This window comes from Pseudoalteromonas sp. R3, from assembly GCF_004014715.1.
GTDB lineage: Bacteria > Pseudomonadota > Gammaproteobacteria > Enterobacterales > Alteromonadaceae > Pseudoalteromonas.
This window is the reverse complement of the sequence record NZ_CP034835.1, coordinates 2,869,880-2,895,965: the sequence shown is the minus strand read 5'-3', so window position 1 is coordinate 2,895,965 and position 26,086 is coordinate 2,869,880. Positions and strand designations below refer to the sequence as shown.

Annotated in this window: 28 protein-coding genes; 25 read left to right on the top strand and 3 right to left on the bottom strand. The window is 47.2% G+C overall.

Annotation, left to right across the window (positions count from 1 at the left end):
- Positions 1-81: 81 nt before the first annotated feature.
- The 22 genes from ELR70_RS17665 to ELR70_RS17560 all read left to right on the top strand — a co-directional run bounded on the left by ELR70_RS17665 (position 82) and on the right by ELR70_RS17560 (position 22,412).
- Positions 82-1,767 (top strand): hypothetical protein, encoded by a 1,686-nt coding sequence (locus ELR70_RS17665; RefSeq protein WP_054015808.1) that lies wholly within the window; start codon positions 82-84, stop codon positions 1,765-1,767.
- Between the two features lie 71 nt (positions 1,768-1,838).
- A complete protein-coding gene (locus ELR70_RS17660; RefSeq protein ID WP_054015809.1) occupies positions 1,839-2,252 on the top strand; it encodes a glycoside hydrolase family protein in 414 nt (137 codons plus the stop codon).
- Between the two features lie 244 nt (positions 2,253-2,496).
- The gene (locus tag ELR70_RS17655) at positions 2,497-2,709 is read left to right on the top strand and encodes a hypothetical protein (protein WP_054015810.1); all 213 of its coding nucleotides are present in this window, start codon (positions 2,497-2,499) and stop codon (positions 2,707-2,709) included.
- Between the two features lie 173 nt (positions 2,710-2,882).
- Complete coding sequence (locus ELR70_RS17650) at positions 2,883-3,425, top strand: terminase small subunit (RefSeq protein ID WP_054015811.1); 543 nt, start codon at positions 2,883-2,885, stop codon at positions 3,423-3,425.
- 49 nt (positions 3,426-3,474) lie between these two features.
- A complete protein-coding gene (locus ELR70_RS17645) occupies positions 3,475-5,301 on the top strand; it encodes a terminase gpA endonuclease subunit (RefSeq protein ID WP_164881460.1) in 1,827 nt (608 codons plus the stop codon).
- The gene (gene gpW / locus ELR70_RS17640; RefSeq protein ID WP_054015813.1) at positions 5,298-5,516 is read left to right on the top strand and encodes a gpW family head-tail joining protein; all 219 of its coding nucleotides are present in this window, start codon (positions 5,298-5,300) and stop codon (positions 5,514-5,516) included. Before ELR70_RS17645 ends, gpW begins: the two co-directional genes overlap by 4 nt.
- Positions 5,513-7,090 (top strand): phage portal protein, encoded by a 1,578-nt coding sequence (locus tag ELR70_RS17635; RefSeq protein ID WP_054015814.1) that lies wholly within the window; start codon positions 5,513-5,515, stop codon positions 7,088-7,090. The genes gpW and ELR70_RS17635 overlap by 4 nt, the downstream gene beginning before the upstream one ends.
- Positions 7,080-8,423: a S49 family peptidase gene (locus tag ELR70_RS17630; protein ID WP_054015815.1), complete on the top strand. Its 1,344-nt coding sequence runs from the start codon at positions 7,080-7,082 to the stop codon at positions 8,421-8,423. The genes ELR70_RS17635 and ELR70_RS17630 overlap by 11 nt, the downstream gene beginning before the upstream one ends.
- A 3-nt stretch (positions 8,424-8,426) precedes the next feature.
- On the top strand, positions 8,427-8,774 hold the full coding sequence (locus tag ELR70_RS17625) for a head decoration protein (protein WP_054015816.1): 348 nt from the start codon (positions 8,427-8,429) through the stop codon (positions 8,772-8,774).
- A 9-nt stretch (positions 8,775-8,783) separates the two neighbouring features.
- Positions 8,784-9,818: a major capsid protein gene (locus tag ELR70_RS17620; RefSeq protein WP_054015817.1), complete on the top strand. Its 1,035-nt coding sequence runs from the start codon at positions 8,784-8,786 to the stop codon at positions 9,816-9,818.
- A 45-nt stretch (positions 9,819-9,863) separates the two neighbouring features.
- Positions 9,864-10,202, top strand: coding sequence for a hypothetical protein (locus tag ELR70_RS17615; RefSeq protein ID WP_054015818.1), 339 nt, complete (start codon positions 9,864-9,866; stop codon positions 10,200-10,202).
- A gap of 282 nt (positions 10,203-10,484) precedes the next feature.
- Positions 10,485-11,018 (top strand): hypothetical protein, encoded by a 534-nt coding sequence (locus ELR70_RS17610; protein ID WP_054015820.1) that lies wholly within the window; start codon positions 10,485-10,487, stop codon positions 11,016-11,018.
- Entirely contained in the window at positions 11,015-11,422 is a 408-nt protein-coding gene (locus tag ELR70_RS17605) for a hypothetical protein (RefSeq protein WP_054015821.1), read from the top strand. The genes ELR70_RS17610 and ELR70_RS17605 overlap by 4 nt, the downstream gene beginning before the upstream one ends.
- Before the next feature lie 8 nt (positions 11,423-11,430).
- Positions 11,431-12,189 (top strand): hypothetical protein, encoded by a 759-nt coding sequence (locus ELR70_RS17600; protein WP_054015822.1) that lies wholly within the window; start codon positions 11,431-11,433, stop codon positions 12,187-12,189.
- A gap of 66 nt (positions 12,190-12,255) precedes the next feature.
- Positions 12,256-15,963, top strand: coding sequence for a tape measure protein (locus ELR70_RS17595; RefSeq protein WP_054015823.1), 3,708 nt, complete (start codon positions 12,256-12,258; stop codon positions 15,961-15,963).
- Positions 15,960-16,325, top strand: a complete 366-nt coding sequence (locus ELR70_RS17590; RefSeq protein ID WP_054015824.1) for a hypothetical protein — start codon at positions 15,960-15,962, stop codon at positions 16,323-16,325. The genes ELR70_RS17595 and ELR70_RS17590 overlap by 4 nt, the downstream gene beginning before the upstream one ends.
- Positions 16,325-18,400, top strand: coding sequence for a hypothetical protein (locus tag ELR70_RS17585; RefSeq protein WP_054015825.1), 2,076 nt, complete (start codon positions 16,325-16,327; stop codon positions 18,398-18,400). Before ELR70_RS17590 ends, ELR70_RS17585 begins: the two co-directional genes overlap by 1 nt.
- Positions 18,397-19,371, top strand: coding sequence for a hypothetical protein (locus ELR70_RS17580; protein ID WP_054015826.1), 975 nt, complete (start codon positions 18,397-18,399; stop codon positions 19,369-19,371). The genes ELR70_RS17585 and ELR70_RS17580 overlap by 4 nt, the downstream gene beginning before the upstream one ends.
- Positions 19,358-19,654 (top strand): hypothetical protein, encoded by a 297-nt coding sequence (locus ELR70_RS17575; RefSeq protein WP_054015827.1) that lies wholly within the window; start codon positions 19,358-19,360, stop codon positions 19,652-19,654. Before ELR70_RS17580 ends, ELR70_RS17575 begins: the two co-directional genes overlap by 14 nt.
- Positions 19,655-19,657: 3 nt before the next feature.
- Positions 19,658-21,457, top strand: coding sequence for a hypothetical protein (locus ELR70_RS17570; protein WP_082353218.1), 1,800 nt, complete (start codon positions 19,658-19,660; stop codon positions 21,455-21,457).
- The gene (locus tag ELR70_RS17565; RefSeq protein ID WP_054015828.1) at positions 21,450-21,674 is read left to right on the top strand and encodes a hypothetical protein; all 225 of its coding nucleotides are present in this window, start codon (positions 21,450-21,452) and stop codon (positions 21,672-21,674) included. Before ELR70_RS17570 ends, ELR70_RS17565 begins: the two co-directional genes overlap by 8 nt.
- Positions 21,675-21,836: 162 nt before the next feature.
- On the top strand, positions 21,837-22,412 hold the full coding sequence (locus ELR70_RS17560) for a hypothetical protein (protein WP_054015829.1): 576 nt from the start codon (positions 21,837-21,839) through the stop codon (positions 22,410-22,412).
- 149 nt (positions 22,413-22,561) lie between these two features.
- On the opposite strand, the gene ELR70_RS17555 is transcribed toward ELR70_RS17560, so the two are convergent.
- The 3 genes from ELR70_RS17555 to ELR70_RS17545 form a co-directional block, all read right to left on the bottom strand.
- Positions 22,562-22,870, bottom strand: coding sequence for a hypothetical protein (locus tag ELR70_RS17555; protein WP_054015830.1), 309 nt, complete (start codon positions 22,868-22,870; stop codon positions 22,562-22,564).
- Positions 22,871-22,980: 110 nt separating this feature from the next.
- Positions 22,981-23,316, bottom strand: coding sequence for an excalibur calcium-binding domain-containing protein (locus ELR70_RS25480; RefSeq protein WP_241566317.1), 336 nt, complete (start codon positions 23,314-23,316; stop codon positions 22,981-22,983).
- Between the two features lie 155 nt (positions 23,317-23,471).
- Positions 23,472-23,810 (bottom strand): hypothetical protein, encoded by a 339-nt coding sequence (locus ELR70_RS17545; RefSeq protein ID WP_128064652.1) that lies wholly within the window; start codon positions 23,808-23,810, stop codon positions 23,472-23,474.
- A gap of 41 nt (positions 23,811-23,851) precedes the next feature.
- On the opposite strand from ELR70_RS17545, the gene ELR70_RS17540 reads away from it, so the two are divergent.
- The 3 genes from ELR70_RS17540 (at position 23,852) to ELR70_RS17530 (ending at position 26,024) form a co-directional block, all read left to right on the top strand.
- Positions 23,852-24,382: a hypothetical protein gene (locus ELR70_RS17540; protein WP_128064651.1), complete on the top strand. Its 531-nt coding sequence runs from the start codon at positions 23,852-23,854 to the stop codon at positions 24,380-24,382.
- Between the two features lie 112 nt (positions 24,383-24,494).
- Positions 24,495-25,343, top strand: a complete 849-nt coding sequence (locus ELR70_RS17535; protein WP_054015833.1) for a bZIP transcription factor — start codon at positions 24,495-24,497, stop codon at positions 25,341-25,343.
- A gap of 12 nt (positions 25,344-25,355) precedes the next feature.
- Complete coding sequence (locus ELR70_RS17530) at positions 25,356-26,024, top strand: RES domain-containing protein (protein WP_054015834.1); 669 nt, start codon at positions 25,356-25,358, stop codon at positions 26,022-26,024.
- The last annotated feature ends 62 nt before the right edge of the window (positions 26,025-26,086 follow it).

Below are 26,086 nucleotides of genomic sequence, written 5' to 3'. Positions count from 1 at the left end.
TCCCTGCACAAGGTTTTTGTCAGTTGATAAATTAGGGTATGATTTCTTTCATCATAGACAAAGGAGGCGGGGGATAGCATTTTGAAGGCTATTGTTAATTTCATTGCAACGGTGGCCGTGGGCCTTTTAATTGCTTGGGCCACGTATGCTTGGTTCAATGATCGGGCGGATGTAGTCGTAGAAACATCCTTGCTTGTGGAGGTTGCATTTTCTGCGCCCGATGTAAAGGGATATCAGCGTTCATATACAATCCGAAATGCAGGGGGTGTAGCTGCTCAAAACATCATCGTGAGGCACGCTTCCAAAGTGAAGGATTATAAAATCACAAAAGCTTCTGACAATGATGTGGTTACTGATAGTAGTAGCAAGGGGGTTATAGACCTCAATTATAAAAACCTTAATCCAGGTTCGGCCTTTACTCTTTTTGTTCTATATAAAGAGCCAATGGGGAGCAGCTTAGAAGTTAGTTACGCTGGCGGTGTCGTTCGCAGCAGTAGCGATTCCGAGAATAAGCGGGATGATTCTTTCTACTTTTCGATAATGATAATCATGGGCTCTATTGTCTACTTGTTATTTGCAATTAGAGAGGTATCGCTGTCTCGGATCCATATTTATCCTAAAAAAGCCGATATAAAACGCAAAAAAAGATGGTACGTAACTGAAAAGGAACATGAGGATATAACTAGCAAGAGTATAAGCTTGTTGCTCGTTCCAGAACTTTCTTATGACAGAAGTATCGAAGACTGGGGCTCTATGAAGCTCCTTCTGGACGATGAAATAAGTCAACTTGATTTGACATCAGAGCTGAAAGGTTCTCTCGTAAAGGGCTTGAATGACATGTTTCTTGCCGAGGCTGAGTATTACATCCCAAAAATAAAGAGCTTGATAGAGGTCGAGCGACTATTTCAAAAGACAAAGCCTGAGCTTATAACAGACAAAACATGGGATGAATTCAAAAGGTGCTTGGCTAAGCGGTTGAGTTACTTGGCTAATAGTTGCTGTTACGAATTTGGTTCCACCTCCAGAGTTGACTTGATTGCGTCGCTTAGAAAGGACCACGTTGAAGGAATGGAGCGTGGTCAGTTTGAAAGTTATAGAAAGGATTTGCAACGCTCTCTCTTTAATACTTACATCGATGAGCTCGCTCAAGCTGTCAAGTATGACCGCATAAACTTGGAATTTAACAACCCTGAGGGGTTAGATCTTTTAAGCGAATTCGATAAGGATAAAGTCACATCTCTAATTTATGAAGTAAATTTGACTCGCCTTTTTTACCATCGAAATAAGTTCTTTCATAGCGAGGATGCCATTAGAGATAGGTTGTCTTCCAGGCCTGATTGGGTTAGCGATGAGCACTGGAAGCGGATAGAAGAAGTGGATCAAAGAGCGCTCTATTCATTTGAGGCTGAGAAGCTGTTTGAGCGATTTCAGTCTGAGTGTAGGTCTCGACTCTTAGTATCTGTTGACGAAAAAGAGGCGGAAGAGCTTTTCGACTACCTTGTCACGTTACAAAATCTGAAAGCTGACCTGCTCCAAGAAAAGCGCGATTTAGAAGTCAGGCAGTTGGATTTAACCAATAGTGAAAAGTCTTGGGATAGCAAAGTTGCAAAGCTACAAAATCAGTTAGACATATTGGATGACTTACTATCGGGGCGTTTGACTCTTGACCGTTTAGAGTACCCGGAAACTATTTTCTCAAAAACGAATTTGGATAACCTCCGCAAGATTGAAGAGCTTCATCTGCAATCAGAGGCTGCGCCAGAATAATATATAGATTTCCGGCATCTTGAAGAACCCGCATCATGCGGGTTTTTTTATGCCTAAACAAAGGTACACCTATGACAATGAACGCTATAGAGCAACTAAAAAAACATGAGGGCTTCAGAGATAAGCCTTACTTCTGTACTGAAGGGCATTTAACAATTGGGTATGGCCTGAACTTAGATGCCGGCGTAACGGAAGAGGAAGCCGAGGTGATCCTGTCAATGAGGGTTGAAGGTATTCGCAAACGCTTGGCAAACGCTATCCCTTGGTATGCAAACCTAGCTGCACCGCGTCAAGGTGTACTGGTAAACATGGCATACAACCTGGGTGTTGCTGGGCTGATGGGATTTGCCAAAACACTCACGCACATTCGGTCAGGCGATTACAACACAGCATCACATGAGATGTTAGATAGCCGATGGGCAAGGCAAGTGCCAACCCGGGCAGCTGAGCTGGCATTGCAAATGCAAACAGGTGAATGGCAATAGCTGCACTCTAATAAAGAACTGAGCAATGACGCCGATGAGATACTAACCTTAGAGTTAAAAGCAAGAGAAGGAACTCAAAGTGAAAAAGAATAGTATCACTGACCTCGTTATCAAATGGATTGCAATCACAGTTGCAGCCCTATCAGTTCTCAGTTGTTCGGCCTGGCTCATCTCTGAGCTCATACCTATGAATATTACAACCCTATAATTGAGAGGATCACAAGTGGCAGAACAGCAATGGCATATGAAGAAGCAAGTAGATGTAGCACACATCATCACTACGGTTGCATTGTTGGTATCTGGACTGTGGTTTCTATCGGACCTCGACAAGAGAATATCAATTAACTCGAAGCTGATTGAGCAGGTGCAGGCTCAACGCAATGAAGATCAGCGTCGCATTGAGAAGCGGCTGGACTCGATCGATTCGAAGCTGGACGCGCTACTGAAAGCTAAGTGACTGATTTGTAGAATGTTTGAGCGGGTCCTATCTGGGGTACCCCCTATGTAATGCGGGTAGAAAACACGCGAGGTCTCTCACGTTTTTAAAAATGGTCCGTTTTGGGCTTTTCCGTTTCCGGTTTCTTTTGGGCATTTTGAGCCTTACTTATCGTCGAATTATGAGTGTTTTTGATGGCAACACAGAGAGAGGTAGCTGACTATTTCGGTGTTGACGAACGCACGATCCGAAACTGGCAAAAAATCCCCGGATTCCCCGTCAGCAAAGGGCGTGGCGGGTATTGCTACCAATCAATATCACGTTGGTTGGTCGCCTGTAACACGACACTAAAGAGCGGAGTCTCTGAGCGGTCATCCGAACATGATGATGCGACAGAAAAAGAGCTGGAAATGGCGGAAAAGCGCTTAAAGATCCGTAAGTCTGAAGTTGACATTGCTCATAAAGAATTTGACCTGCAAGTCAAAGAGAAAAAGTTCGCTCCAATTGAACTGATCACGAGAACACTAGAATTAGTCAGTGTGTCTATGGCCTCAAATCTTGAGGCGCTTTTACCCAAACTTAAAAAAGCCTGGCCGGACATTCCGCCGGATGCTGTAGAGACAATACAGAAGGTTGTGGCCACAAGCCGAAACGAGGTAGCTAACATTGAACCAGATCTCACTAGCTACGAAGCAAGCGATCTGGTTGGCAGTTCGGAGGGGGCTGAGCCCTCTTAAAACTCAGGTACCGCAAACTGCGGTTGAGTGGTGCGATGAGCATTTTTTCTTGCCTGAAGGATCTAGTCAGATCCCGGGGCGATGGGCTACGCAACCCGTTCAAAAAGCACCTCTGAATATGATGGGTAATGATGCGATAAACATCATTACAGTCCAAAAGCCGACGCGCTTCGGTTACACAAAAATGCTATGTGGTGCCCTGTGGTACCTAGGGGTGCACAAAAAGCGCAGCACAGTGGTGTATCAGCCTAATGATGCGCTGGCAAAAGATTTCACAGTCAATGAGATAAACCCGTTACTTCCCGTTGTTCCAGCGATTCAGGCGGCATTTCCAGATTGGTCGCTTAACAACGAAAACAACACGGTAAAGAAAAAGGTCTGTACCGGGTTCTCGATTGATATCAAAGGAGCTGAGAGTCCCAACAATTTCAGGGCAATCACAAAACAGGTTGTCATCGCCGATGAGCTGGGTGCTTTCTCCATCAATGGTGGAGAGGGTGACAATATCAAGGTCCTCCTGAAGCGTATTCAAGGGGCTTCGTTCGGAAAGGCGATATTTGGTTCGACTGTTGTCTATTCGGGCGATGTTATTGAGCGCCTCATGTTGGAGGCGGATTGCGTTTTCAATTTCCACTTGCCATGCCCGCATTGCAAAACCATGCAGGCATTGGAGTGGGGTGACAAAGACTCAGCTCATGGTATGAAGTGGGATAACAGCCTTGTCGGCGATGAGGCCAAATCTCAAAGCGCGCATTACCTGTGTCGCAACATTGAATGTCAATCCGCTGAGACCAAAGGGCGAATTGAATACCGACATCTATCCAGAATGGAAGATCGAGGTCGTTGGATTTGTGAAAAAACCGGAATATGGACAGAGGATGGTCTCAGTTTTTATAACGCCGTTGGCAATAAGGTCAGAGCACCGCGACGCGTTGGTATTAAATGCTCTGCGCTGTACTCGCTAAACCTAACTGAAGGATGGATTGAGCTTGTCCGTGAATGGCTGGATATAAAAGGCGATCCGGATAAGCTGCAGGCATTTATCAACCTGACACTGGGATTGCATTTTGACCCGGTCAATACCAGGCGACTTGATCACCAAGTATTGTTGGACCGGCGAGAGCAATACAAAGCGCAGGTACCTAATGATGTGGTTTATCTAACGTGCGGTGGTGATACGCAAGACAATCGGATGGAAGGATATGTCTGGGGCTTTACCGCCGACAACCGGAAATACATGATCGACCGGTTTGTTTGTATGGGTGATCCGCGCGACCCAGAGGTCGAAGATGCGGTTGTCGAGTTTTGTGCCCGTACCTACACCCGGGCAGATGGTGAGGTGATCCGGATCTCTCGGGTTTGTTGGGACTTGGCCGGTCACCGTGCCGAAGTGGTTTATAAGCTGTCTAAGCGCATTGGCCTGCTTAGGTTTATACCTTGTCGGGGGGCCAGTAGTTACGGCCAGCCCGTGCAAACCATGCCTATGCAGGTGAACAAAAAAACGGGTACCTACATCGTTCAGGTGGGCACTGATACTGCTAAAGACATTTTTTACGCAGACATTGAGGTACCGCTCAATGAACAGAGAGCCGTCCACCTTCCATTGGATGGTCGAATTTGTGGTGAAGATGTTTGTAAACAGCTGGTGTCGGAAATTCGCAAACCAAAGAAGACCAAACAAGGCGTTGTTTTTGTGTATGACAACGAGGGGCGCCGGAACGAAGCCTTAGACTGCTTCAATTACGCGCTTGCGGCACTCCAGGTGTCCATCGAGAAATTCTCTCTAGACCTTTCATCTTTCAAGACTGAGAAAAATGTGCAAATGGCCGCTGCGGCTTCATTTGCTGATCTTGGTAAAAAATTGGGTGCACAATGACTATCGAACAATTAAAGGCGAATTTGGCAGAGGCTGAGCAGGCTTATCATGATTTGCTCACTGGCCAGGCTGTGGTCTCGTTTGTGCGCAATGGCAGGCAAGCGCAGTTTTCGCAAGCAAGAAGGGCAGATTTAAAAGCGTATATTGACGAGCTGCGAACGCAAATCGATGGCGTATCCAGTCGCCGCCGTGGCCCTATGGGGTTCAGCTTATGAGTGGACTTGTTGCTGCGGATGGCATTACGCCACTTTCGGAGCATTGCGCCAGCTATGCTGGTGGCGGCAATGGGTTTGGCGGGCAGATGAGAAACTGGCATCCGGCATCACGTAGTGCGGATGCGGCTTTGTTACCGGTCCTCGAAACAGGCAACGCACGCGCAGACGATCTGGTGCGAAACAACGCTATCGCTCATGGCGGCGTACAAATGCACATTGATAACGTTGTTGGTAGTTTGTTTAGGCCCAGCTATCGGTTGAATTATAAGGTGCTGGGCATGAATGAGGCGGATGCCCGGGCATTCATGAAAGAGGCTGAGCAGGCCTTCATCGAATATGCCGAGTCGCCATTTTGCTACATTGACGCTGAGCGTAAGCGCACTTTCACTATGCTTGTGCGTGCAGTGGCTGCTGCTCATTGCCACCATGGCGAGGGTATGGGGGTAAGCGAATGGATCACCCGTCCGGGTGCCATGTTCAAAACGGCCATTAAACTGATATCACCGAAACGCGTGTCTAATCCGAACGGCAGGCTGAGCAATAGCCGTTTACGTGGTGGTGTGTCTGTAGACAGGCATAACGCAGCACTGGGCTACTGGGTAAAACAGGATGCATACAACGAGTTTGGCGAGCTGGATCGCTACAATGGGCGTTGGAAGTACGTAGCTCGGGAAAGCCGGTGGGGGCGTGCCAAATTCATACATGTGTTTGAGCCATTGGAAGCGGGGCAAACTCGCGGCGCAAACCTATTGCTGTCCATGATGGAACAAATGCAGAGCCTGAGCCATCTGCAAAACACCAAACTACAAAACGCCATTATTAACGCTATGTATGCTGCTGTTATTGAATCGGAGCTGGACTCCGAGCAAGCTTTTCAGCTGATCAGCGGTGGTAATGGTGCAGAACAAATGCAGAAGTGGATGACGTATATGGGCGAGTACCATTCCACTGCCAACATTCGGATGAACGGCGCCAAAATTCCTCACCTGGTGCCGGGTGAGAAACTCAAATTTACCCAGAGCACCAATGCAAATAATGGTTTTACCGAGCTAGAGGCTTCAATGCTTCGGTTTATAGCTTCAGGTTTTGGGATGAGTTACGAGCAGATAGCGCGTGATTATTCAAAGGTCAATTATTCAAGTGCTCGCGCCAGCTTCAACGAATCATTCCGCTACACGATGGGTAAGCGCAAAACAATAGCGGCACGATTCGCATCATTGGTATTTGCGAACTGGCTGGAAGAGGCTTTACACCGAGGCATTTTGAAACCGCCCTCGTCACGGTTCAATTTCTATGAACGTAAAGAGGCGTGGACCCGCTGTGAGTGGATAGGTGCCGGTCGCTTATCAATTGATGGACTGAAAGAGGTCAAAGAAGCGATCCTGAGGATTGAGTCGGGTCTCTCAACATACGAAAGGGAGCTTGCTTTGATGGGAGAAGACTATATCGAAGTGTTCGAACAGCAAGCCCGAGAAATTCAGGAGCGCAAAGAGAAAGGCTTACCGCCGCCCAGTTGGGTGACGGCTTTGGCTTTGGATTCTGCGAACGACAACGGAGAGCAAAATGCCGCTTGATACATCACACATGCACATAATCAGCCGAGCGTGTAATCAGCCGCAATTGCTCGAACCGACTTATGCGGCAACATTTTTTGGTGCGCTGGCACTCAGATCAGGTGTTAACCAACTCGTCGACATAAATGGCGAGACCCTGGGGCAAGAACAGCTAACAGAGTTAGCTAGCTCATTTGGCTCAAGTCGTGATCGTGAGCGGCCATTTCAGGTCGTGGATGGACTGGCTATTCTTCCTGTGTCAGGCACGCTGCTGCATAAATATGGATACGTAAGACCAGTCTCTGGTGCAACGGGGTATGACGGCATTATTGCGCGGCTACACGACGCAATGTCAGATCCTGACATTCGGGCCGTGATGTTGGATTTCGACTCACCAGGTGGTGAAGGCGCAGGCTGTTTTGATTGCGCTGAACAAATCAGAAAGCTTCGAGAAATCAAGCCAATTTACGCGCTTTGCTACGACACCATGTGCAGTGCTGCGATGGCATTGGGCTCTGCATGCACAGAGCGATGGATCACGCAGTCAGGCCGCGCTGGCTCGGTTGGTGTATTAGTCGCGCACAAGTCGTATGAAGAACAGCTGAAGGAGGATGGTGTTGATATAACACTGATCCACTCAGGCATGTTTAAAGTCGATGGGAATCCGTTCGAAGCACTGCCAGCCGAAGTTCAATCCCGCATTAAAGCCAATATTGATAAAACGCGAGATAAATTTGCCCAGCTAGTTTCTGGGGGCATAGGGATCAGTGCGGAGTCTGTGCTGAATACCGAGGCACAGGTTTACACCGGTCAGGATGCAATCGATGTCGGTTTTGCTGACAAATTAGTAAACGGGTCAGAGGCGGTACCTCTGCTACTCGATGTCATTAAATCAAACAACTCAGTTGGAGTCTCTATGTCTACTGACACAAAAACACCCAGCTCATCTGCTGGGGCAGACGGCGGAAATCAAGGCGCGCAGCTAACCCAGGCTGATGTAGACGCTGCCAAAGCACAGGGTGCAAAGCTGGAGCGAGAGCGGATTGCTCAAATCCTGAATTGCGAGCATGCTGACGGTCGCCAGACTATGGCTTGCCATCTCGCCCTTTCAACAGATATGTCGGCCGAGCAGGCGACGGGCTTGCTACAGGTATCACCAAAAGAGCAGGCCCAAAGCTCAGAACAACCTCAAGACAAAGCTGGTTATATGGGCGTTGCGCTTGATGCAGCAATGGCGCACGGCGAGCAACCAAACCTTGAAACAACCGGTGACGCCGATGAGTTAACTGCCCTGGAAAAAGAGGAGCAAGAATTACTTTCTGCTCATGACGCTGTATTTGGCAAAAAAGGATAAGAAATGGAACAACTAACTCATGAACACCTGACAGCTGGTGATCGACCACTTACTCAGAATACTGGCACATATGCTACCGGACAAACCCTGATACGCTTGACACCAATTGCCCGGGTTACTAGTAGCGGTGAACTGAAATCTTGGGATCCGGCTGCCAACGATGGCACTCAGAACGCACGCTTTTTGACTGTGGGCGCGGTTGATACCAGTGCGGGTGCTAAATCTGCGCCCTTCTACGATTCAGGGCATTTCAATGAGGCGCTCATTGCCTGGCCTGCCGGCGTAACTGATGCGCAAAAAGCGGGGGCATTTGACGGGACCCCAATCGCGATTGGTAATATTTTGGATTAAGGAGCCACAATGTCAGACACATACTCACCACGAACTTTGTACGGTGTCGTGCAAAAAAAGAAAGCGAAGGTATCTTCGCTTTTTTTATCCCTGTTTTTTCCGAACATGTATACGTTTGAGACAGCGGATGTTGATATCGACAAAGTCGATGAAGCGGTAAACTCTGCTGTTTTTGTAGCCCCTGAGGTAAACGGCAAAGTCATTAAGACCCGTGGTCACACTACAACGAAAATTACACCAGCGTCATTGAAACCTAAACATGATGTAGACGTCACCAAAACGACCAAGCGGCGCCCGGGAGAGGCTTTCTCTGGAGAGCTCAGCTTACAGCAACGCCGCAGAGCGATCATGATACAGAACTTTGTCGATGAAGAGCTAGCTATTCAGCAAACGGAGGAGTGGATGGCAGTGCGAGCTGTCGTGGACGGCAATTACACCTGTGAAGGTGAAGGGCTGCCAGAGCCTATTAACGTTAACTTCAATCGCAGTGCTGAAAACCAGGTGACCCTGGTTGGGGCTGCATCCTGGCTGACCAAAGATCGCGCCACATATAATCCGCTTCGCGATATTGAGCAGTACTCAATTGCTTCAGAGCATGGCATCAACATTCTGATCTGTGATCAGCTTGGGTGGGGCCTCTTGAATGAATTCAAAGCTGTGGCGGATAAGCTTGAAACGCGACGCGGTTCGAACTCCCAACTTGAGACGGCCCTAAAAGATCTCGGCAAGGACGTATCATACAAGGGGTATCTCGGCGATGTGCTTGTCGTGGTTTATACAGGCCACCGATTAGTAAATGGGGCCAAAGAGAGCTACCTGGATAACTACACGTTTGTGCTTGGGCATACAGGGATTGAATTAGCAAGAATGTATGGTGCCATTTTGGATGATGATGCCATTGAAGCCGGTATGTCTGAAACTGATCGCTTTCCAAAAACTTATAAAGAAACCGGTGACGTAGCTAAGACCTACACGGTCACCAAATCCGCACCATTGATGGCGAACACAGATCCTGACGGGTTCGTTGTTGTCAAGCTAGCCTAACCACCTCAAGCCGCTTTATGCGGCTTTTTTTATGAGTGAATTACTATGAGTCAAATCGAAGATTTAACGGCGGAACTCGCAGAGCTTTCGCTAGAGCTGGGACGCGAAGTTGAGCCAGAGAAAAGTGAAGCAAAGCTGAAAGAGCAAATTCAACGTTTGAAAGCTGAAATAGCGGACGGGGCAGGTGATACATCGACCGAAGAAACTGATGGAAAAGCTCGCCTTGTGTCTGTAGTCAGTGAGCATCCAGGCAAGCTTGTTTTTCAAGTAACAAGTGATAATGACAGCAAGTTCACAGTACTTCCCGGTAAAAATGAACTTACCCAAGCGCAAGCTGACTTAGCCTTAACATTCAGTGCCATTAAGCAGCATGAGACTGCTTAAAAAAGCAATTGAGAAGAGCCTTGCTATTGAAGAAAGGCTCCTCCTTGCTACTTCTCAGAAGGCTTATTATGAAGGGCTGGAAATAGATATTGAGATTGCAGAGCGAGTGCGTGAGCGTGGGGATGAATACACTAGTTATTCGCGTGAAGAAATAAAGACTGTTCGACTCCTCCGTTCTCAGTGCGACCCTCAAGAGCGAAGCCCTATAACTATCAACAATGAGACTTTTCACCTAACGGAGCTTTATCTGAAAGATGAAATCTCAGTCACATTCGTATTCTCATGACTCAATTATCAAGACAAGTACGCGACATTAGAAAAACCGCTGAGATCAAGCTTAAAGAAACCATTGCGGGAAGTGGTGAGCAGGTCAAAGGTGTATTAGTTGATGCTATCTACGAGCGATATGGGTATTCGGACAGAAGTTACGTTGATAATCGCCTTAAGGTTAATGTTCAGCCTAGCCAGCTGGAGCTAATTGTATATGCACGCCATCGGGTGAGCAGTGCAATCAACTTTGTGCAAAGCCCGGTGTATCGCCAAAGTGTAAACCCAAAAACACCAAACAAACTCGTGTTGTCAGGCTACATGGGGGCGTTTATACGCGGCAAGACAAGCCACTGGAAAGGGGCTTTTATTTTCCAAGGTAAAAATAACAATGAATTGTTGGGCTATCGAGATAAGGGGCAAACTACGCGGGATATCCCGAGCGTACCTTATGGTCCCAGTATAGCGGGCTCATTAGCTGTCGTTAGCGATAGCGTTCAACCTTTTGTTGTTCAAATGCTAAGCAAAAAGCTGGAGAGGTCCATATGAGCAGCGATGCGCTTACTGTGCTGAATTCTACAGTTGATTTCTTTCAGCGATTTGCACCAACTGAAAGGGGGTTTTACAGAGCAAACTCTGTTGGCAAGGAAGAAAGCAAGAAAATAACCATCCAAGTATTGGAGATGGGGGTTGGCAAGCCTCAGCATATTGAAGCGTTGGCCGTTTTATCTCACAAAGCAAACTCAGAGTTTTTCGACGTTGCTGATGAGCTTCTAATTACCTTAGCAAACGAAATTAAGCTAGCAATAGAAGCTGAAAGCAAATCAATTAACAGTGCCCTGAATGGCAGTGTCATAGGGTTCACCCTCACCGAAGCAATCAAGATCATACCGCCTGAGCCGCAAGATAAGGATGCAAAGGCTGTATTCAGTTTAAACATCAAATACAAGTAGGAGTGAATATGTCAGATTCACAAGGTTTTATATTACGTGGCGAAGTATTTCTAACGCGCACAAATAGTAAAGGCGTGCCATTGCCCGGTACTGGCGCGGTCGGTCCAATTAACGCCGAGCAGCTTGAAATAGAGCCAGACATTGAGGAAATAATACGGCCATCCAAGAACAAAGCAACCTATGGGAAATCGTTGGGTCGCGTGCAAACGGCCAACCCTACCAAGCTGAAACTCAAGTTCGATGAAGTGGATTCAAAGTTACTGGCCGATGTATTGGCGGCTGAGCACACAACCTTGAACCAACAAGCAGCAAGCGCAACAGACAAGCCTGTCACATTAAACAGTGATGGCACCTGGAGTGACTTAGGTGCTAAACACATCACGGCTACAAACTGGTCGGTGAAGCTGGGGCCTGATGTATTGGATGAAGGTGTTGACTATGAAGTTAAGTGGGCTGCGGGTCTGATAAGACCTTTGGCAGGTGGACGCGTTGTAAGTGGTGGTGAGGTAGCGGTCAGCTATCAAGCCTTGGCTCTTGAGGGCAGTAAAATCAAAGGTGGTGAGGCTCAAGAAGTTAATTGGGCGATCTCATTAACTGGCGTGAATATCGACTCTGGCGAAAAGGTGCAGCTCGATATACCGCTTGCGCAATTGAGCTCCACCTCAGCGCTTAACTTTCTGCAAAACGAATACATGTCACCGGAGTTTGAAGGTGTAGCCTCTATTGCTCAAGGCAAAGACTATGACTTTCAGATCATGGTTATCTAGCCAATTAAATTAGCTTTAAGTTAAACAACAAAGCCCCGAAAGGGGCTTTTTTTATTGGGTATTTCAATGGCTTTCAAAAACAAAGTAGTCGAATTCATTATTAGGGGCCGAGATTTACTTTCTGGGCCTGCTCAAGATGCCGAGCAAAATGCGGCGAAGTTAGAGCAGACAATTGAAATTCTCAATACAGAGCTCAAGCGCACTGATGCGCAAAAAGCCGCGGTAAGCCGGTATCAGGAACTGTCGAAAGCGCTGGTCGACAATCAACAAAAGTATGAGTCAGCAAGCATTAAAGTAACCGAGCTTGCCAAAAAGAAAAAAGAAGCCGCTGACGCATCAAAAAGCCTCGCCAAAGACCTCGCAAATGCTGAGAAGGCGCTTTCTGAGCTGGAATCACAAACTACGGACGCTGGCGGCGCGAGTGACTCGCTAACCCGGGATATTACTGAACAACGTAACGCCGTAGAGGCATTGCAGCGTGAACACAAAGCGTCGGTAACTTCTCTGGCTAATCAAGATTTAGCACTCAAAGGTGCGCGCAGCAGTATGAATCAGCTGGCATCCTCATTGAATAAAGGCCGTGTTGAATTCGACAAGTTAGAGAAAAAGCTGACTCGCCAAAAAGTCGACCTCAACAACCTGGGTGAAGCGCATCGAAAACTAACCGTGACTCAGCAGGGTACTGAGCGTGCGATTGCGTCCGCTACGAGCAAGCTAAACAAGCAAAAAGTTGCGCTAGAGCGGACGACTAAAAGTGCGTCTGACTACGGTGGCAGCATCAAAGGGGCCACCCGAGATCTTGTTGCTATGGCGGCAGCATATGTGGGTATTGACCAGCTTGCAGGCAGCATTAAGAGTATTTTTGAAACGGGCGACAAGTTTGAACGTTTATCCGTTCAAATGACAGGCCTCATGGGTGGCATTGCTGAAGGCAAAAAAGCGACAGCATGGGTCAAAGAGTTCACCAAAAACACGCCGCTTCAACTTTCTCAGGTGAGTCAGGCATTCGTAAAATTAAAATCTTTTGGCATAGATCCAACCAATGGGGCAATGCAGTCAATCGTTGACTCAGCGTTCAAGCTGGGCGGCGGATTTGAGGAAGTCGAGGGGATTTCGTTAGCGCTCGGTCAAGCATGGGCAAAGCAAAAACTACAGGGCGAGGAAATATTACAGCTCATTGAGCGTGGGGTCCCAGTGTGGGATATGCTCGAGCGTGTGACGGGTAAAAATGTCCAGGAACTGCAAAAACTGTCCAGTGCAGGCAAATTAGGGCGTGACGTCATTGCTGCCCTGATGGATGAAATGGGCCGGGACAGCGCGGGAAGCGCGGCGGCGCAAATGCAGCTGCTCAGCGGTCAGGTGTCAAATGCGCAGGATAACCTCGACCAGTTTTACAATATGATCGCCCAGTCCGGTGCCATGGACTGGTTAAAGCAACAGATCACCGACCTCAACAAAGAATTCGCCGCTATGGCAACCGATGGACGCCTGAAAGCTTGGGCGCAATCGATCAGCGACACGATTATCTCGATTGGCGAATCCATTAAATCAGGTATCGCAACACTGGTTGAGTATAAAGATCAGATCCTCACCGTCATCAAGGTCTGGGCTGCACTCAAAGTGGGCACCTATTTTAGCAATGTCATTTCGGGTGCCAAATCTGCCATTTTGACACTCAAAACCTATACAACCGGGCTAAAAACGGTAAATACGACTACAAACGCCGTTGCGGCCAGCTCAATTAAGCTAAAAAGTATCCTGTCATCAATCGGTGCTATTGGGGTATACACGCTGCTGATTGATCAGCTGGTAAATGTATTCAATGAGTACCAGCGCCTGGTGAAGATGGAAAATCAGGTACGTGATAGTCAGCGCAAAACGGAAGAGCAAGCCACACGACTTGCAAACACCTTTGAAGAGATCAGCCGCGAAATGGGCGTGAATATCACGACCATGGAAGAGTACGAGGCCGCACTTAAAAGCGGTGCTGTCGTCTGGAACGAGCAGTTGGGTATATATGAGAATGTCGCCAAAAAGCAAAAAGAGCAAGCCGAAGCGGCAAGTCAAGCAGCGGAGGCAGAGCGCCAGCGTGCTGAGTTTTTAAAACTGACCGTGCCTGAAGCGCTGAAAGTGATTGAGACGCTGGAGTCTCAGAGCCACAGCCTGAACGGGGTCCGTGATGGCGTGGATGGTTTTATACAATCACTCGAATCTGCCCGCACAGCTCTGCAAGGTGCGGGGGACGAATATTCACAACAAATCGTACTCATCGACAAACTAAGGAGTCGGTTTGAAGCACATAACGAGAGTCTTGAGCGGCAGGCCTATTTATCTGATGACCTGAGTGCTGCCTACAAAAAGCTGGGGGTAGAAAGTAGCGAAGCGCTGAAGAAGTCTGCCACTGAATTACAGGGCGCGTTTGAGCTGATCCAACAAAGTAACGAGCCGATCGCATTGCAACGCCAGGCGTTCTTAAAATGGGCTGAGGCGGCCATTGAAGCGGCAGAGGCGACGGATCAAGTCGTGCCCGCCAGTGTAAAAGCTGCCTCCGCAGCGCTTGGACTGACAAATGAACTTGATAAACTCATCGCCAAAGCAAACGACCTCAAGCCCGCGACGGATGGCAACAGCGAGGCTGTTAGTCGATTTGCCGCTGAACTGGAAAAGACCAGAGCGGCAATTGAGAACAACCAGCGCATTCTTGATAGCTCAACGGCGTCGGCTAAGCAAAAGCAAGCAGCGCAAGAGGCGTTGAACCGGCAAACCGGACTGGTTATTCAGCAGGAAAACGATCTGGCGAGGGTGCGCGAAGCTGAAAAAATGACATTACAGCAACTCACGGTTGAGCAGCGGAAGCTGGAGCAAGAGTTGCAAAAGGTTGGCCAGAGTTATCAGTCTGGTGCCATTTCAGCGGATGAATATCAATCCAAGAAAGAGCGTATTTCTCAAATTCTGAGCGTAGTAAATGATTTGCTTGGTGACTTTAAGAATGCGCAGGATCAGGTTACCGCTGCAACTCAGAAAGGTACCGAAGCCAGCAAACGCCACATTGAGAGCTTGCAGGGGCAAGAGAAGGCGCTCCTGCAGGTTGGGGAAAGCGCTAGCCTGGCTGCGGGAAAACTGGAAAGTTATTGGAGTAGCAGTGCAAAGCAATCTGGTCTGGGTCGCGAGCAGAGCGGCCGCCCGACGGTCGACACTATTGTCGACTATAACGAGGCAAACCCGAACGCATACTATTTCAGCAGTCGTGAAGTTCAAGCTGAAAAGGCGCGGCGAGACAGTGCTCAGCTCAGGGATCAGCAATACAGCCGCTTTGAGCGTGAGATTAAACAGGCCAAATCACAAAGTCAGCTTAACGATATCTACGACAAAATTTTCAATCAACTTAACCACCTTGAGCGTGATCAGCGCGTTGCACTGGGTGAGCTTATTAAGCAGCAAAAAGAGGCGCTTAAAAAGGCGCCAACTCAAAGCCAGGCGGCACACCAAAGTACGCAAACCCAAGAATACGAGAGCCCTTCTACAACAAGGCAAAACAGGAAGCAAGATCGGTTTTACCCGGGAAAAAGCAGCTTTCAGACTGGCGCCAAGTTTGCGACTGGCGGCGACTTAACAGGCGCGGTTGAGCGATTAAATGAAACGATGGAAAGACAGTACAGCGGTAAAACAATCAGGCTGGTGCTGGCGACTCCGGGCGGACAGGATGCAGAGCTATATGCAACAGTCCGAGATCAGTTGCTAGACGAGCTAGAGAGAATGGGGAGTGTGCAGTGATTGAATTAGGGGGGCAGCAGTATGGGCATTTTGTGTGGACTGATGAGCATAATTACCGGTCTGTTGCGGAGCAGTATGAACGAGCCTTAAATGGTGCGCCGCATATCGAAAAAACCGCAATCCCTTTTGGTCGGCCAATCACATTGCAAAGCGATATGGAGGCGGCTGAGGCTTATAAAGCTTTGCTTTCTCATAGTCAAAGTGCGCTGGACAGTTTTGCTATCAGTGTTCGCGGCGTGTTGTACCAGGTTGTTTGGGATCATACTCAGCAACCGGTAAGTGGAGAGCCCGTGAGTGTCTACTGTGATGCTGAACCTGATTTTTATAAAAATGTGATACTTAAGTTCAAGACGGTGGGCTAATGCTTAGAAGTGATCTAAAGATATTCAAGCCGGAGAGATTGGGCGGTGAGCCTAACGCCGGAGGGCAGCGGACCAATAAAGCTATCGAAAACGGCAAGCTGAATGATGTATTCGCGGCGATCAGTGACGTGGACTATGCGTGGAGCGCCTTTGAGCTGGCAAAACTTTTTCCTGCTGTGGCCACTGCTGATGCCAGTCTTTTCGCTGATGCCCGGGTGTTTATCAGTGATGAGCCCGACGATCCATTAGTCACCGTGCTTTTGGCTGAGTCTGAGCAACTGACAGACACTAGCGTTTTGTCAGACATGATGGGGATGCTGGGAACGGGTCGGTTTCATGGTATGGCCACAACGACGGGGGCCATGGAGGCGGGCACTCAGGAGGTGCCGGTGAATCGTATCAGTGCCAATCTGGCGCCGACGACATCGAGACGTAATGCACATACCAATGTTAAGCCAGCGCAAGACGCCAGCGGCTATAAACTGGCACAACAAAAAAGCTATGGATTTTTGTATAACATCAGTATTGATGTGCCGGACATGCTCATGGAGCGGCCGGTGTTTTATGGCTCATACAAATATTATGACGCCTCCCAAGGGCGGTGGGTTACAAAAGTGATATCCCAAGTGTTTTTCAGTCTGAATGGCACAACGGTAACGACAACCCTTACAGAGGCTGTCAGGCCGGGATATGATTTTAACCTGTATTACCTGCCTACGGGTGACTTTCGGTACCACTCATTTTATCGGGACGGCGCTACAATTCAGCTTGCAGAGGGCGAGCGGGTGCAACCAAAAACGGTCAAGGTCAAGCTTCAATCAGAGGCCGCGCTTGCTACCGACGATGGAGCAGGTAATTTTATTGTTGATGCACGCCTGGTTGCGCAGATTGACTATGAGACTGGCGTCATAACTGAGCTGGAGCCGCTGGATTTTACTCAGGCTCACTCCATTTATGGTGCAATTATTAGGACTCAGCCTCTGTCGGTTAGAGAAACGCAATTCTCGGTGGAACATGATGTTATCCCTGACTCTCTGTACATCAGGTGTACTAGCTCAACCGGAACACCCATGAGCGCATCGGGCGATACAAACGGGCAAATAACGGGCAATGGAGTCTCTGGCACACTAAACGCCGCAAACCTCGTCAGCCTAGTGTTCGATGTTGATGTTCAGCCAGAGTCTATTAGTTATGATTACGATGAGTTGATCCACGATCCCGTGCCGACTCCGCCGGGCGGGATTGACCGGTCTCAACTGCCAGGCGGCGGGATAGTCCCCATATTTCACGTCGACAACCTGATCAACATACAGAGCAGGCAGCGCACTCAACACCCGGTTTTATCAAATGGTGATGTTATTACTATTGAGGCGGGAGCTGATTGGGTGGATATCATCGATGGTAGTGGTAACAGCCTGTATTCTGGCTCAGATAGCAATTACAGCCATGACAAAGCGTCAGGCAAAATAACGATAAATGCCGGTATTGTAGGTTTTACCGGCCCCTACATCATAACGGTGATACACAGCGAGCTGGCTATGATCGCAGACATTGATGTGACTACATTACGGACGTTTATCCCGACAAAACGAGCGTACCCAGCCGGAGCAACGGTCTCTAGTGTGTATTGGCTTGGGAATTTGCAAGGTGCAAGTAGTGATGAGCGCACACTGTCGGCCTGGCAAAACAATTTTGAAGAGGTAGGTACACCGGCAGCAAACAGTATCAACTTCACCCAGTATCCCATTGAGTTTAATAACCAGGGTTGTATCAGTCAGCGGTGGGCCTGTGTGTTTGATGGTAATGGCGCCTTTGATGTTATTGGTCAGCATATTGGCCACATTGGTACATTCGATGTGATAGCAGATTGCACACCTCTGAACCCTTTTACAGGCGCGCCCTATTTTATTATTCGAAAGGAGGCGCTTGGGGAGGGGCTTGGAGCTGGTGAGGCATTTCTGTTTACCTCGAAAGCGTCAAGCAAGCCAATCATGGTGACACGCTCAGTATCACCAGGTCATTCAGATATCGAAACGGACAACTCAACAATCGCTTTTTTGGGAGTATACCAATGACAATACCTGTAACGGTCTACCGATCAGATGATGCAGGGGCGCCGCAAGTTACAGACGGCACACCGGCAGAATGGTTTGCCGTCCTCAAGCAATGCCTGGTTGATGGATATGGCGCAAAATCCCCGGCAGGCTGGAAACTGATCGCGGAAGTTGAGGACCCCCCGCATATGACCTTGCAAAACAACGTAGCCAGCGGAGGGTCGGGTGGCTATGCGATGTTTTCTAGCCCCCAAATTAAAGCCACAGCCATTATGGTTGGTCAGACCGCGCTGGATTATTCCAGCGTCGCTGATCATGATCGGGTTGGGCGTACATTTCGATGGGGGCTGTACTGGAGCGCCGCAACGGCTGACAAAGCGCTAAAAAACTGGATGATCATTGCATCCGCAACCGGGTTTTACATGTTTGTCTATGCCAATGAAATGACCGCCAAAAACTGTATCAACAGTGAGGTACATGGTTTTTTCTATGTGGGTGATTACGTGAGCACCACGCCTAATGACCCCGCGAGATTCATTTCGGCATCAGGTGACCAGCGAACAGGCTCTATCAATTACACGGAGTCATTAGGAGAGATCCACCTCGGGACTAAGGCGGTTGGAGTTGCATACCCTTTGGACAGCTCAACGACTACACAGGAGCTCTATACCCAAACCATTTTTGGTACCCGGCAAACACCCAGTGGTAACTATGACGCAAAACCAGATGTGACAGTCCTGTGCCCCATTTACTTATTCAGTGATACCACATCAGTCTCGTCAGCCTCGCTCAATGATCCGATTACGCCTTGGTGTCGCGGGCATTTACCTGGCATATTTTCATCTGCCCAGTGCGGGTATGGCTCAGAGCAAATGCCCTATTTTAAGCACATCGATGGCCAGTCATACTGGTCTGTGCCCTATACCCGTTCTTCCAGTTCAGGCAGTGCTATCTGGATAAACACCGTGGAGTGGCAACATGCATCGAGTTAATGTCAGGCACATAACACCAACCCAGCCAATTAATGTGGGCATGTTGCGGTTAAATGTAGACCCGTACGCCTCTCGCATTCTGTTACTGGATAGAGACAGCAATACGCTGATCGCGTCAATCGTACCGGATGGCCCCAAAATTGCTCGCTTTATGCCCGCTGCTTATACCGTAGAGCCCAGGCTGTTAGTCCTGATGCTGGATGACACGAAGGTTTACAGTGCGGCGGTGCTGGATCATGTACAGGCTGAGGTGGTGGATCTCGTAACACTCAATGCTGAGTAACATATGAATACCGTTTCATTTGCCGCACCGTATCAGGTCAACTACTCTCCGGCTACCCTCTCGTTTAAGCAGGCTGATGCGTCTGGCACAGGTGACATGTTGCGGTTTACAGCCCCCTACAAAGTCAGTGTCAGCCCGGTCACAATTCGGTTTGAGGGCGCGACAGATCCTGACACGCCCAAAGAGGGGGGTGTCTACGTTTCAACAGGTTGGGAGCTCCCAAAATCGACCCGTGTCGAGCGATCAGCGCCTTGGTCACTGTTAGATGTTGCGTTGATACGGGTAAAACAGTCATGGGTTGTGTCCTGCTCAGATGGCGCAGCTTACGGGTCGCGGTGGGGCGCGGATACAGCCCCATTGTGTCGTGAAGTGCTGTTAATTTCAGAGTATCCGAATAGTTCATTACAGTATTTTGATTTGCTGGGTAACGCTCAGGAAAGTGTAGGTATCAATGCAATGTGGCGATGGGGTAGCGCTGCACAGCTTGGTACGCGATACCGCATATGTTGGAGCTCGCCAGTAAATCAAGGTGTGGCACTCAGCGCCTCATGGTCTGCACATCCGCCTATTTTGGCAACCCGAACAACTATCGCTTATGCACCTCGCGTGGCTGAGTATATTTGTGTTCGAACAGCTCATCCGATCCCCGGGTTCGCAGAGCTGAAATTTAATGGACTTTACCAGCCATCACACACGCTGGAGTTTGGTATTCCCGACAAAACATGTCGCTGGGGCCTGCCTGGTGGGTTGGTTCGTTCAGATGACGATGTGCCGACACTGGATCGTAAAATCCCCATCGAGCCACAATTACAAAGGGCATACATCATGCAACCCACTATCACTTGCAAACGTCTATCCGACGATACAGATATATTGATCACTTCATTTAGCCATTCGCTTGAGCGCGGTCAGTTTGCCGCTACCGGCTCAATCCGTTTTTGTAGCCGTATTGATATGGAGCGCGCTTTAGGCCAGGAACTGCTAGTCACCATTAATGGCTATGAATACGTGGTGATATGCGAGCAGCCAAGTACAAGCAGTAAGTTTGGCTCTGTCAGTTTCAGCGCTTCGATACGCGGGCGATTTGCAATGCTAGCCACTCCGTATGCCCGCGAAACGAATTATACCAACCCGACAACCAAGACCATGGCTGGTATTATGTCCGATGCCCTGACAAACACAAGCTGGACACTGGACAATCAGATGATTGATTACCCCATACCAAAAGGCGCATATAGCTACAGAGGGTTAACGCCAGCCAGTGCGTTGCTGCGCATAGCGCAAAGTGTCGGTGGTATACTAGATTTTGATGATGTCAGCAAAACAGTATCAGTTATTCCCGAATGGCCCGTGGCTCCGTGGGACACAGATAGCGCTGTGTGTGATGTGATCCTAAATGACTCTCTGATCCTAGAGCATAACACCAGGCAAACAGTGAGTCCGGAACACACTGCGGTGTTTGTACGCGGTGAACAGCAAGGTGTGGCGTGCAAAATTAAACGGGCAGGGACATTGGGTGATCAATATGCGTATGATGTGGTTGACTCTCTGATAACTGACAACCAGGCGGCGCGTCAGCGTGGGACGTGTGAGCTGGCCAGAAGCGGCAACAAAAAAATATCAGAGATACGCACCAAACTAACAGCTACATTGCCGCCCATCAGGCCTGGTATGTTGATCGGTATTCGATATTCTGACTCACTCTATAAAGCAACCTGTGACAGCGCCTCTGTGAGTGTATCCATTAATGCGCAAGGTGCAGTCACAGTTAACCAAAGCATAAGGCTGGTGTCTAATGTCTAATTTACTAAACCGCTTAAGTGCTGTCCTTGGCGGTACACGGCGTAGTATTGTTAAGATCGTTCAGGTGAATACTGATGGCACAACTTTGGTACAGCACAGTGATGGATCGCGGAGTGCCGTCCTGGGTGACAGCGTCCAAAGTGGTAGCGTATACATCGAAAATGATCGCATCACAGACGCGGCGCCTGATCTGCCCTATGCGGAGATAGAGGTGTGATTATTTGAAAATCTGTTTAAATATTTTAAAACTGAACCTTTCGCACGCATCTTCTTATACTTCTGAAAACGATATTTGTCATCTAATCAATAATATTTAAATCTTCATATGTTATAAATTGAGGGTGTCTTACTAAAACTATAGCTAGAAGGAGTGTCTAGGGTGTGTTTCTTCAATGACAATGTTTCAACAATTCTTCAGCATATAGCTCTTTTTCTGGAGGTTAGCGGGCTGTATTTGGCTACCTTAGATGCCTGGAATGTAAAGCAGCTAAATGCAATAAAACGGTTTTTTTCACAAATCTATATTTCTAAAGAGGATTTTATTGATAGTTTTTCTGAGCGTTTCTGGCATTCAGCTTTTAACTTTCGTGATTTGAAGTTTTTGCTCAGCTCTATTTTGTCAGCCTACGTGTTGTATCACTATTCTGATTTTGTTAATTCATTAGATTTAGCTTCCCCTTCACTTGGTTATGGAATAAAGCCACTTCTATATTTCTTGTTTTTTGGTGCTCTAGTAAATATAGGAACAGTTGTAATTAATTTTTCATTGGCATTGATTAGAAGCTTTCCTTTGCTTGTTGGTGGTTTGGTGTCAAAGCTACTTTTTTCGTCTGGCAATCAAGATTCAATCAAGGGTCTAGGGGTCTTCCTTGCTAGTGTAGGGGTCAGCATGGAAGTATATCAGGTCATAACCATTCACTGGGGGTGTAATACGCCCGTGCTTATCATCATATAGCGCTAAGGCATCCAGACTGTCTATATTTAGTTGCGGGGAGGGGGCAGATTAGCAAGAGAGTGACCGTATGTAGAACGCTCATAACTACACGCTAGGTGAAATCTAAACCTTTCCATCTATGCTGCAAGCTCAGATATGAGCTATTACAGCTAACCCGTTAGGTTTTGCCAGTTTTCCATTGCTTCATTCATGGAATCCATGTCATCGTCATATTCTTCAAGCTTTTCATTAATGTCTTCTGCCCATAACCCTAAAGCCTGGCCAGGGTCGTAGTTCGTGCCTTCTGTAGAATTAAAATCAATAACAGCTTTCTCTAAGAATTTCCCATAAAGGTCAAAGTTGCTGCACTTGTTGAGGCGGCCATGCTCGTTTTCAAATTTGTCAGCAGCTTCATCAATTAGATTAAAAAGCTGGTTCCTGTGTGAATCAGGCATTTCTTGAAGTGGTCTATTGTTCATGCACTTGTCCTTAGTTTGATTGGCTTTTGCATGCTTATCTTAGCTTTTGTGATAGCTTACAATCGATAACGCTAGTGACGTACTGAGTAATCAGCAAGGCACTTCTGTAATCACTCGCACACGACACCGTCACCATCAGTATCACGCATAAATGGATAAGCGATGTGTGATTTTTTTACCGGCGCTATATTGTGCTTTCGAGCTTCAGCGCATGTAATACGCCCGTTTTTATTGTCATCATATAGCGTTAAGGCATCTTGCTTTTCTGTATTTTGTAGGGGCTTAGCCTCAGCGCCATTATCAGCAAAGAAGAGCATCTCGGTACTGGTGCAAGTCGCCAGTTCTGCGTCCAATCTCGTCGCTTCTGCAATATCTATAGTTAAAGAATACTTTCTACGTACTTCTATAATTCTGTTTGCAAACCAGCACTTATTTTTCTCTGGCATCCATTCTGCTGCGTCTTTACCGCATTTGCCACTTGAACTGCATCTATTTATAGCTGGAGCGGCTAAGGTGAGATTCAGTAAATCCGATGCAAACGCATTTTTTACAGACAGCGGGGCAGCACATAAACCACTATCATGGGCTTCTGATGTTGCGACTATATGCTCAATATCTGTTTCAGTATCTGACTCAAAATATGAGCCTGAATATGGCCCATATACAAGCCCCCCATTGAGGCCACGATATCGTCTTCGACCGATTGAGGGTAGGGGTATTGTGTTTTCTTATCGTAAGGGGAGCATCTATTTTCCGGGGCTACTTTGAGGCCTCTCCATGTATCTGAGTTAGCAATGGCTGATAGAGAAAATTGTGCGCCTATCAAAAAAGTAATTGAAAGCTTGGTAATCATTAATGGCACCTTTTTATTTATTGACTGGTGTGGCTTTTCCATATTTCTGAAAACTATAGCTTCACTTGGGAAAAATAAAAATCTCATAATCAGCAACCTTGATGTTACAGTAAGCTCTAGCAATAACAATGTCACTCAAGGAAAAATCAATATATATGATTGAGTTAGCTAAATATGTACAAACTCCAGATTTCGTCCCCATTTTTAGTGCGGTTGTAGCTGTTGGCGCTTTAATTGCCACATGTATGCAAGCTAGGGCAACAAAAATGCATAATCAAGTATCAATCAGGCCGGTCTTATGTGATTGGGTGCACACAGATTCAGATAGAATTTATTTTTGGGTGAAAAATAAAGGTCTTGGTTCAGCGAAGGTTACATCATTTTGCTATTTTGATGGTGAAGAGCGAATTTCAGGAAAGGAGCTCTACAAGAGGTTGGAGGAGCTACTTTTGCCCTACGAAGTTAAAATGGACAATTTTTTAGAGCGTTTGGATCAAGGTACTTTTTTCGCTAAAGATGAAAAGGTCGTTATTTTGGATCTTGGTTTTCCAGGCTGCAAAAATATTGATGAAATTGAAGTTATTCTTGGAAATAGATTTAGGCTGGAAATTAGTTATGAATGCCTGTATGGCAACAAATTCAAGTACATATCAGGTTAGTGAGTTACTTGTTCGTGACGCCCTTCTGTAGAGTGTTTTGTTTGCTTTTGTACATTGGCAGTTTAGGTGGAAAGGGTGTAAACTCAAAAAATATACTCTGGAGGTTTTAGTCATGACATCAAATTTTGAACACGGATCCGACAAAGGTGAAGCAAATTCAGTTGGTAGAGCTGCCGGTGATATATCAAATAACGACAATCTTTTTGCAGCAGAACCGACAAATGCTATCAAGTGGATGGATTTTCAAACAGCTCGATACGCCTCGGTGACAACACATATGAAAATAAGCAAAAGTGGTAAGAAAAAGCTTATTGATACGGTGACAGAATGCGCACCCACCTATTGTACAGTTGGTATAGATCGTCAAGAAGGAATGTTTGTATCAAGATTGGCGAGACTGTGGTCACGAACCCTAGTAAACACCGATATTTACAATGATTTATTGACGGGGTTAAGTTCAAAGATTAGCCTGACGGGATCAACTCTCCAACAGAAAGTAGCTCAATTAGAAGAAGAAAACCAACAGCTAAGAAAGCAAGTAAATGAGCTGACGAATCAGCTGTCAGCGGATTCGTTAAGGCAAGAAAATATCTCGAGAATTAAGAAGACCAAAGAGTCTTACCTTAAGGATATGTCACAAAGTTCTGGCTTTGGTAAGCTTCTTGATTGTACCCGACAGCACATAAATGGATTGCGTAGACAAGGTAAGCTTTTAGCCGTAAATGGTAAAAATGGCAATTACTACCCCGAATGGCAAGTAAACTCTTCAGGTGAAGTTTATCCGTGCATTGAGTCAATAGTAGGGGTATTCGGTAAGGACGACCCTTGGACCGCAATCCAGTTTTTTCATACACCGTCGGATCTTCTAAGTAATAGTACGCCAAGAGAATGGATGTCAGATGGCGGGGATGAAGAGCTGCTTTTAACAGCGGCTAAGCTATTTACCGAACAAACGCTATGATAGGAGCGGAGCTTGGAACAGGAATTTAAATTAAGTTACCCCCGCATAGAACTGTTAGCCGAACTAGAATTAATTTCAAAACTGGAGTACGAGGAAAAAGGTCCGGGAGAGCTATTTTACCGGATACACAACAAAGACTATGGATGGGATTTTTACGATAAAGGCCTTTATGGGAGATTTAATGGCGTTGTTCCTGTGGGTGCTCCACCAGAGTTTGCTCATGGTGGAATTAAGGCGTTCGGTACCTGTTACCTGTCCGGAACCATTGAAGGTGCATTGAGTGAGTCTATTTTTCGCAATGCGCATTTAACCCCCGATTTTTTTGTACCCCAAAAACTTCTGTCGTCGAAAAGAGCGGTGGAGGTGGAAGTTCCGCAGGGTACTTTTATTAAGTTTATTGACCTGACTAACGCAAAAACGCGCAGGCTTCTAGGGATCGATACTCAGGTTTTCAGTACTGCAGATTATGACGTGTGTTTTGCTTGGGCGCAGATGTTTAATTTAATGGGCTTCGATGGTGTAAAGTACACTGGAAGGAATTATCAGGCAACGTGCTATGCTTTGTTTGAAAAATCTCGCCTCGATATTGATGATGGTGAAGATATTGGTTTTATATCCGGTGACACTGTGCGACCACATCTTTTAGAGCTTGCTAGTGAGTTAGGTGTCTTTGTCGAGTAAGTTCGGTGATTTTTATTTGGCTGCGAATTTTTTAATTTTCCTCATATGCTGGCTTGAACCTT

Coding starts and splice junctions, on each gene's coding strand:
- ELR70_RS17545 (WP_128064652.1), bottom strand. CDS start 23,810: ATGAGATTTTTATTTTTCCCAAGTGAAGCTATAGTTTTCAGAAATATG.
- ELR70_RS17625 (WP_054015816.1), top strand. CDS start 8,427: ATGGAACAACTAACTCATGAACACCTGACAGCTGGTGATCGACCACTT.
- ELR70_RS17630 (WP_054015815.1), top strand. CDS start 7,080: ATGCCGCTTGATACATCACACATGCACATAATCAGCCGAGCGTGTAAT.
- ELR70_RS17575 (WP_054015827.1), top strand. CDS start 19,358: ATGCATCGAGTTAATGTCAGGCACATAACACCAACCCAGCCAATTAAT.
- ELR70_RS17535 (WP_054015833.1), top strand. CDS start 24,495: ATGACATCAAATTTTGAACACGGATCCGACAAAGGTGAAGCAAATTCA.
- ELR70_RS17650 (WP_054015811.1), top strand. CDS start 2,883: ATGGCAACACAGAGAGAGGTAGCTGACTATTTCGGTGTTGACGAACGC.
- ELR70_RS17580 (WP_054015826.1), top strand. CDS start 18,397: ATGACAATACCTGTAACGGTCTACCGATCAGATGATGCAGGGGCGCCG.
- ELR70_RS25480 (WP_241566317.1), bottom strand. CDS start 23,316: ATGCCAGAGAAAAATAAGTGCTGGTTTGCAAACAGAATTATAGAAGTA.
- ELR70_RS17585 (WP_054015825.1), top strand. CDS start 16,325: ATGCTTAGAAGTGATCTAAAGATATTCAAGCCGGAGAGATTGGGCGGT.
- ELR70_RS17570 (WP_082353218.1), top strand. CDS start 19,658: ATGAATACCGTTTCATTTGCCGCACCGTATCAGGTCAACTACTCTCCG.
- ELR70_RS17540 (WP_128064651.1), top strand. CDS start 23,852: ATGTCACTCAAGGAAAAATCAATATATATGATTGAGTTAGCTAAATAT.
- ELR70_RS17565 (WP_054015828.1), top strand. CDS start 21,450: ATGTCTAATTTACTAAACCGCTTAAGTGCTGTCCTTGGCGGTACACGG.
- ELR70_RS17655 (WP_054015810.1), top strand. CDS start 2,497: ATGAAGAAGCAAGTAGATGTAGCACACATCATCACTACGGTTGCATTG.
- ELR70_RS17660 (WP_054015809.1), top strand. CDS start 1,839: ATGACAATGAACGCTATAGAGCAACTAAAAAAACATGAGGGCTTCAGA.
- ELR70_RS17555 (WP_054015830.1), bottom strand. CDS start 22,870: ATGAACAATAGACCACTTCAAGAAATGCCTGATTCACACAGGAACCAG.
- ELR70_RS17605 (WP_054015821.1), top strand. CDS start 11,015: ATGAGCAGCGATGCGCTTACTGTGCTGAATTCTACAGTTGATTTCTTT.
- ELR70_RS17595 (WP_054015823.1), top strand. CDS start 12,256: ATGGCTTTCAAAAACAAAGTAGTCGAATTCATTATTAGGGGCCGAGAT.
- ELR70_RS17635 (WP_054015814.1), top strand. CDS start 5,513: ATGAGTGGACTTGTTGCTGCGGATGGCATTACGCCACTTTCGGAGCAT.
- ELR70_RS17600 (WP_054015822.1), top strand. CDS start 11,431: ATGTCAGATTCACAAGGTTTTATATTACGTGGCGAAGTATTTCTAACG.
- ELR70_RS17610 (WP_054015820.1), top strand. CDS start 10,485: ATGACTCAATTATCAAGACAAGTACGCGACATTAGAAAAACCGCTGAG.
- ELR70_RS17620 (WP_054015817.1), top strand. CDS start 8,784: ATGTCAGACACATACTCACCACGAACTTTGTACGGTGTCGTGCAAAAA.
- ELR70_RS17615 (WP_054015818.1), top strand. CDS start 9,864: ATGAGTCAAATCGAAGATTTAACGGCGGAACTCGCAGAGCTTTCGCTA.
- gpW (WP_054015813.1), top strand. CDS start 5,298: ATGACTATCGAACAATTAAAGGCGAATTTGGCAGAGGCTGAGCAGGCT.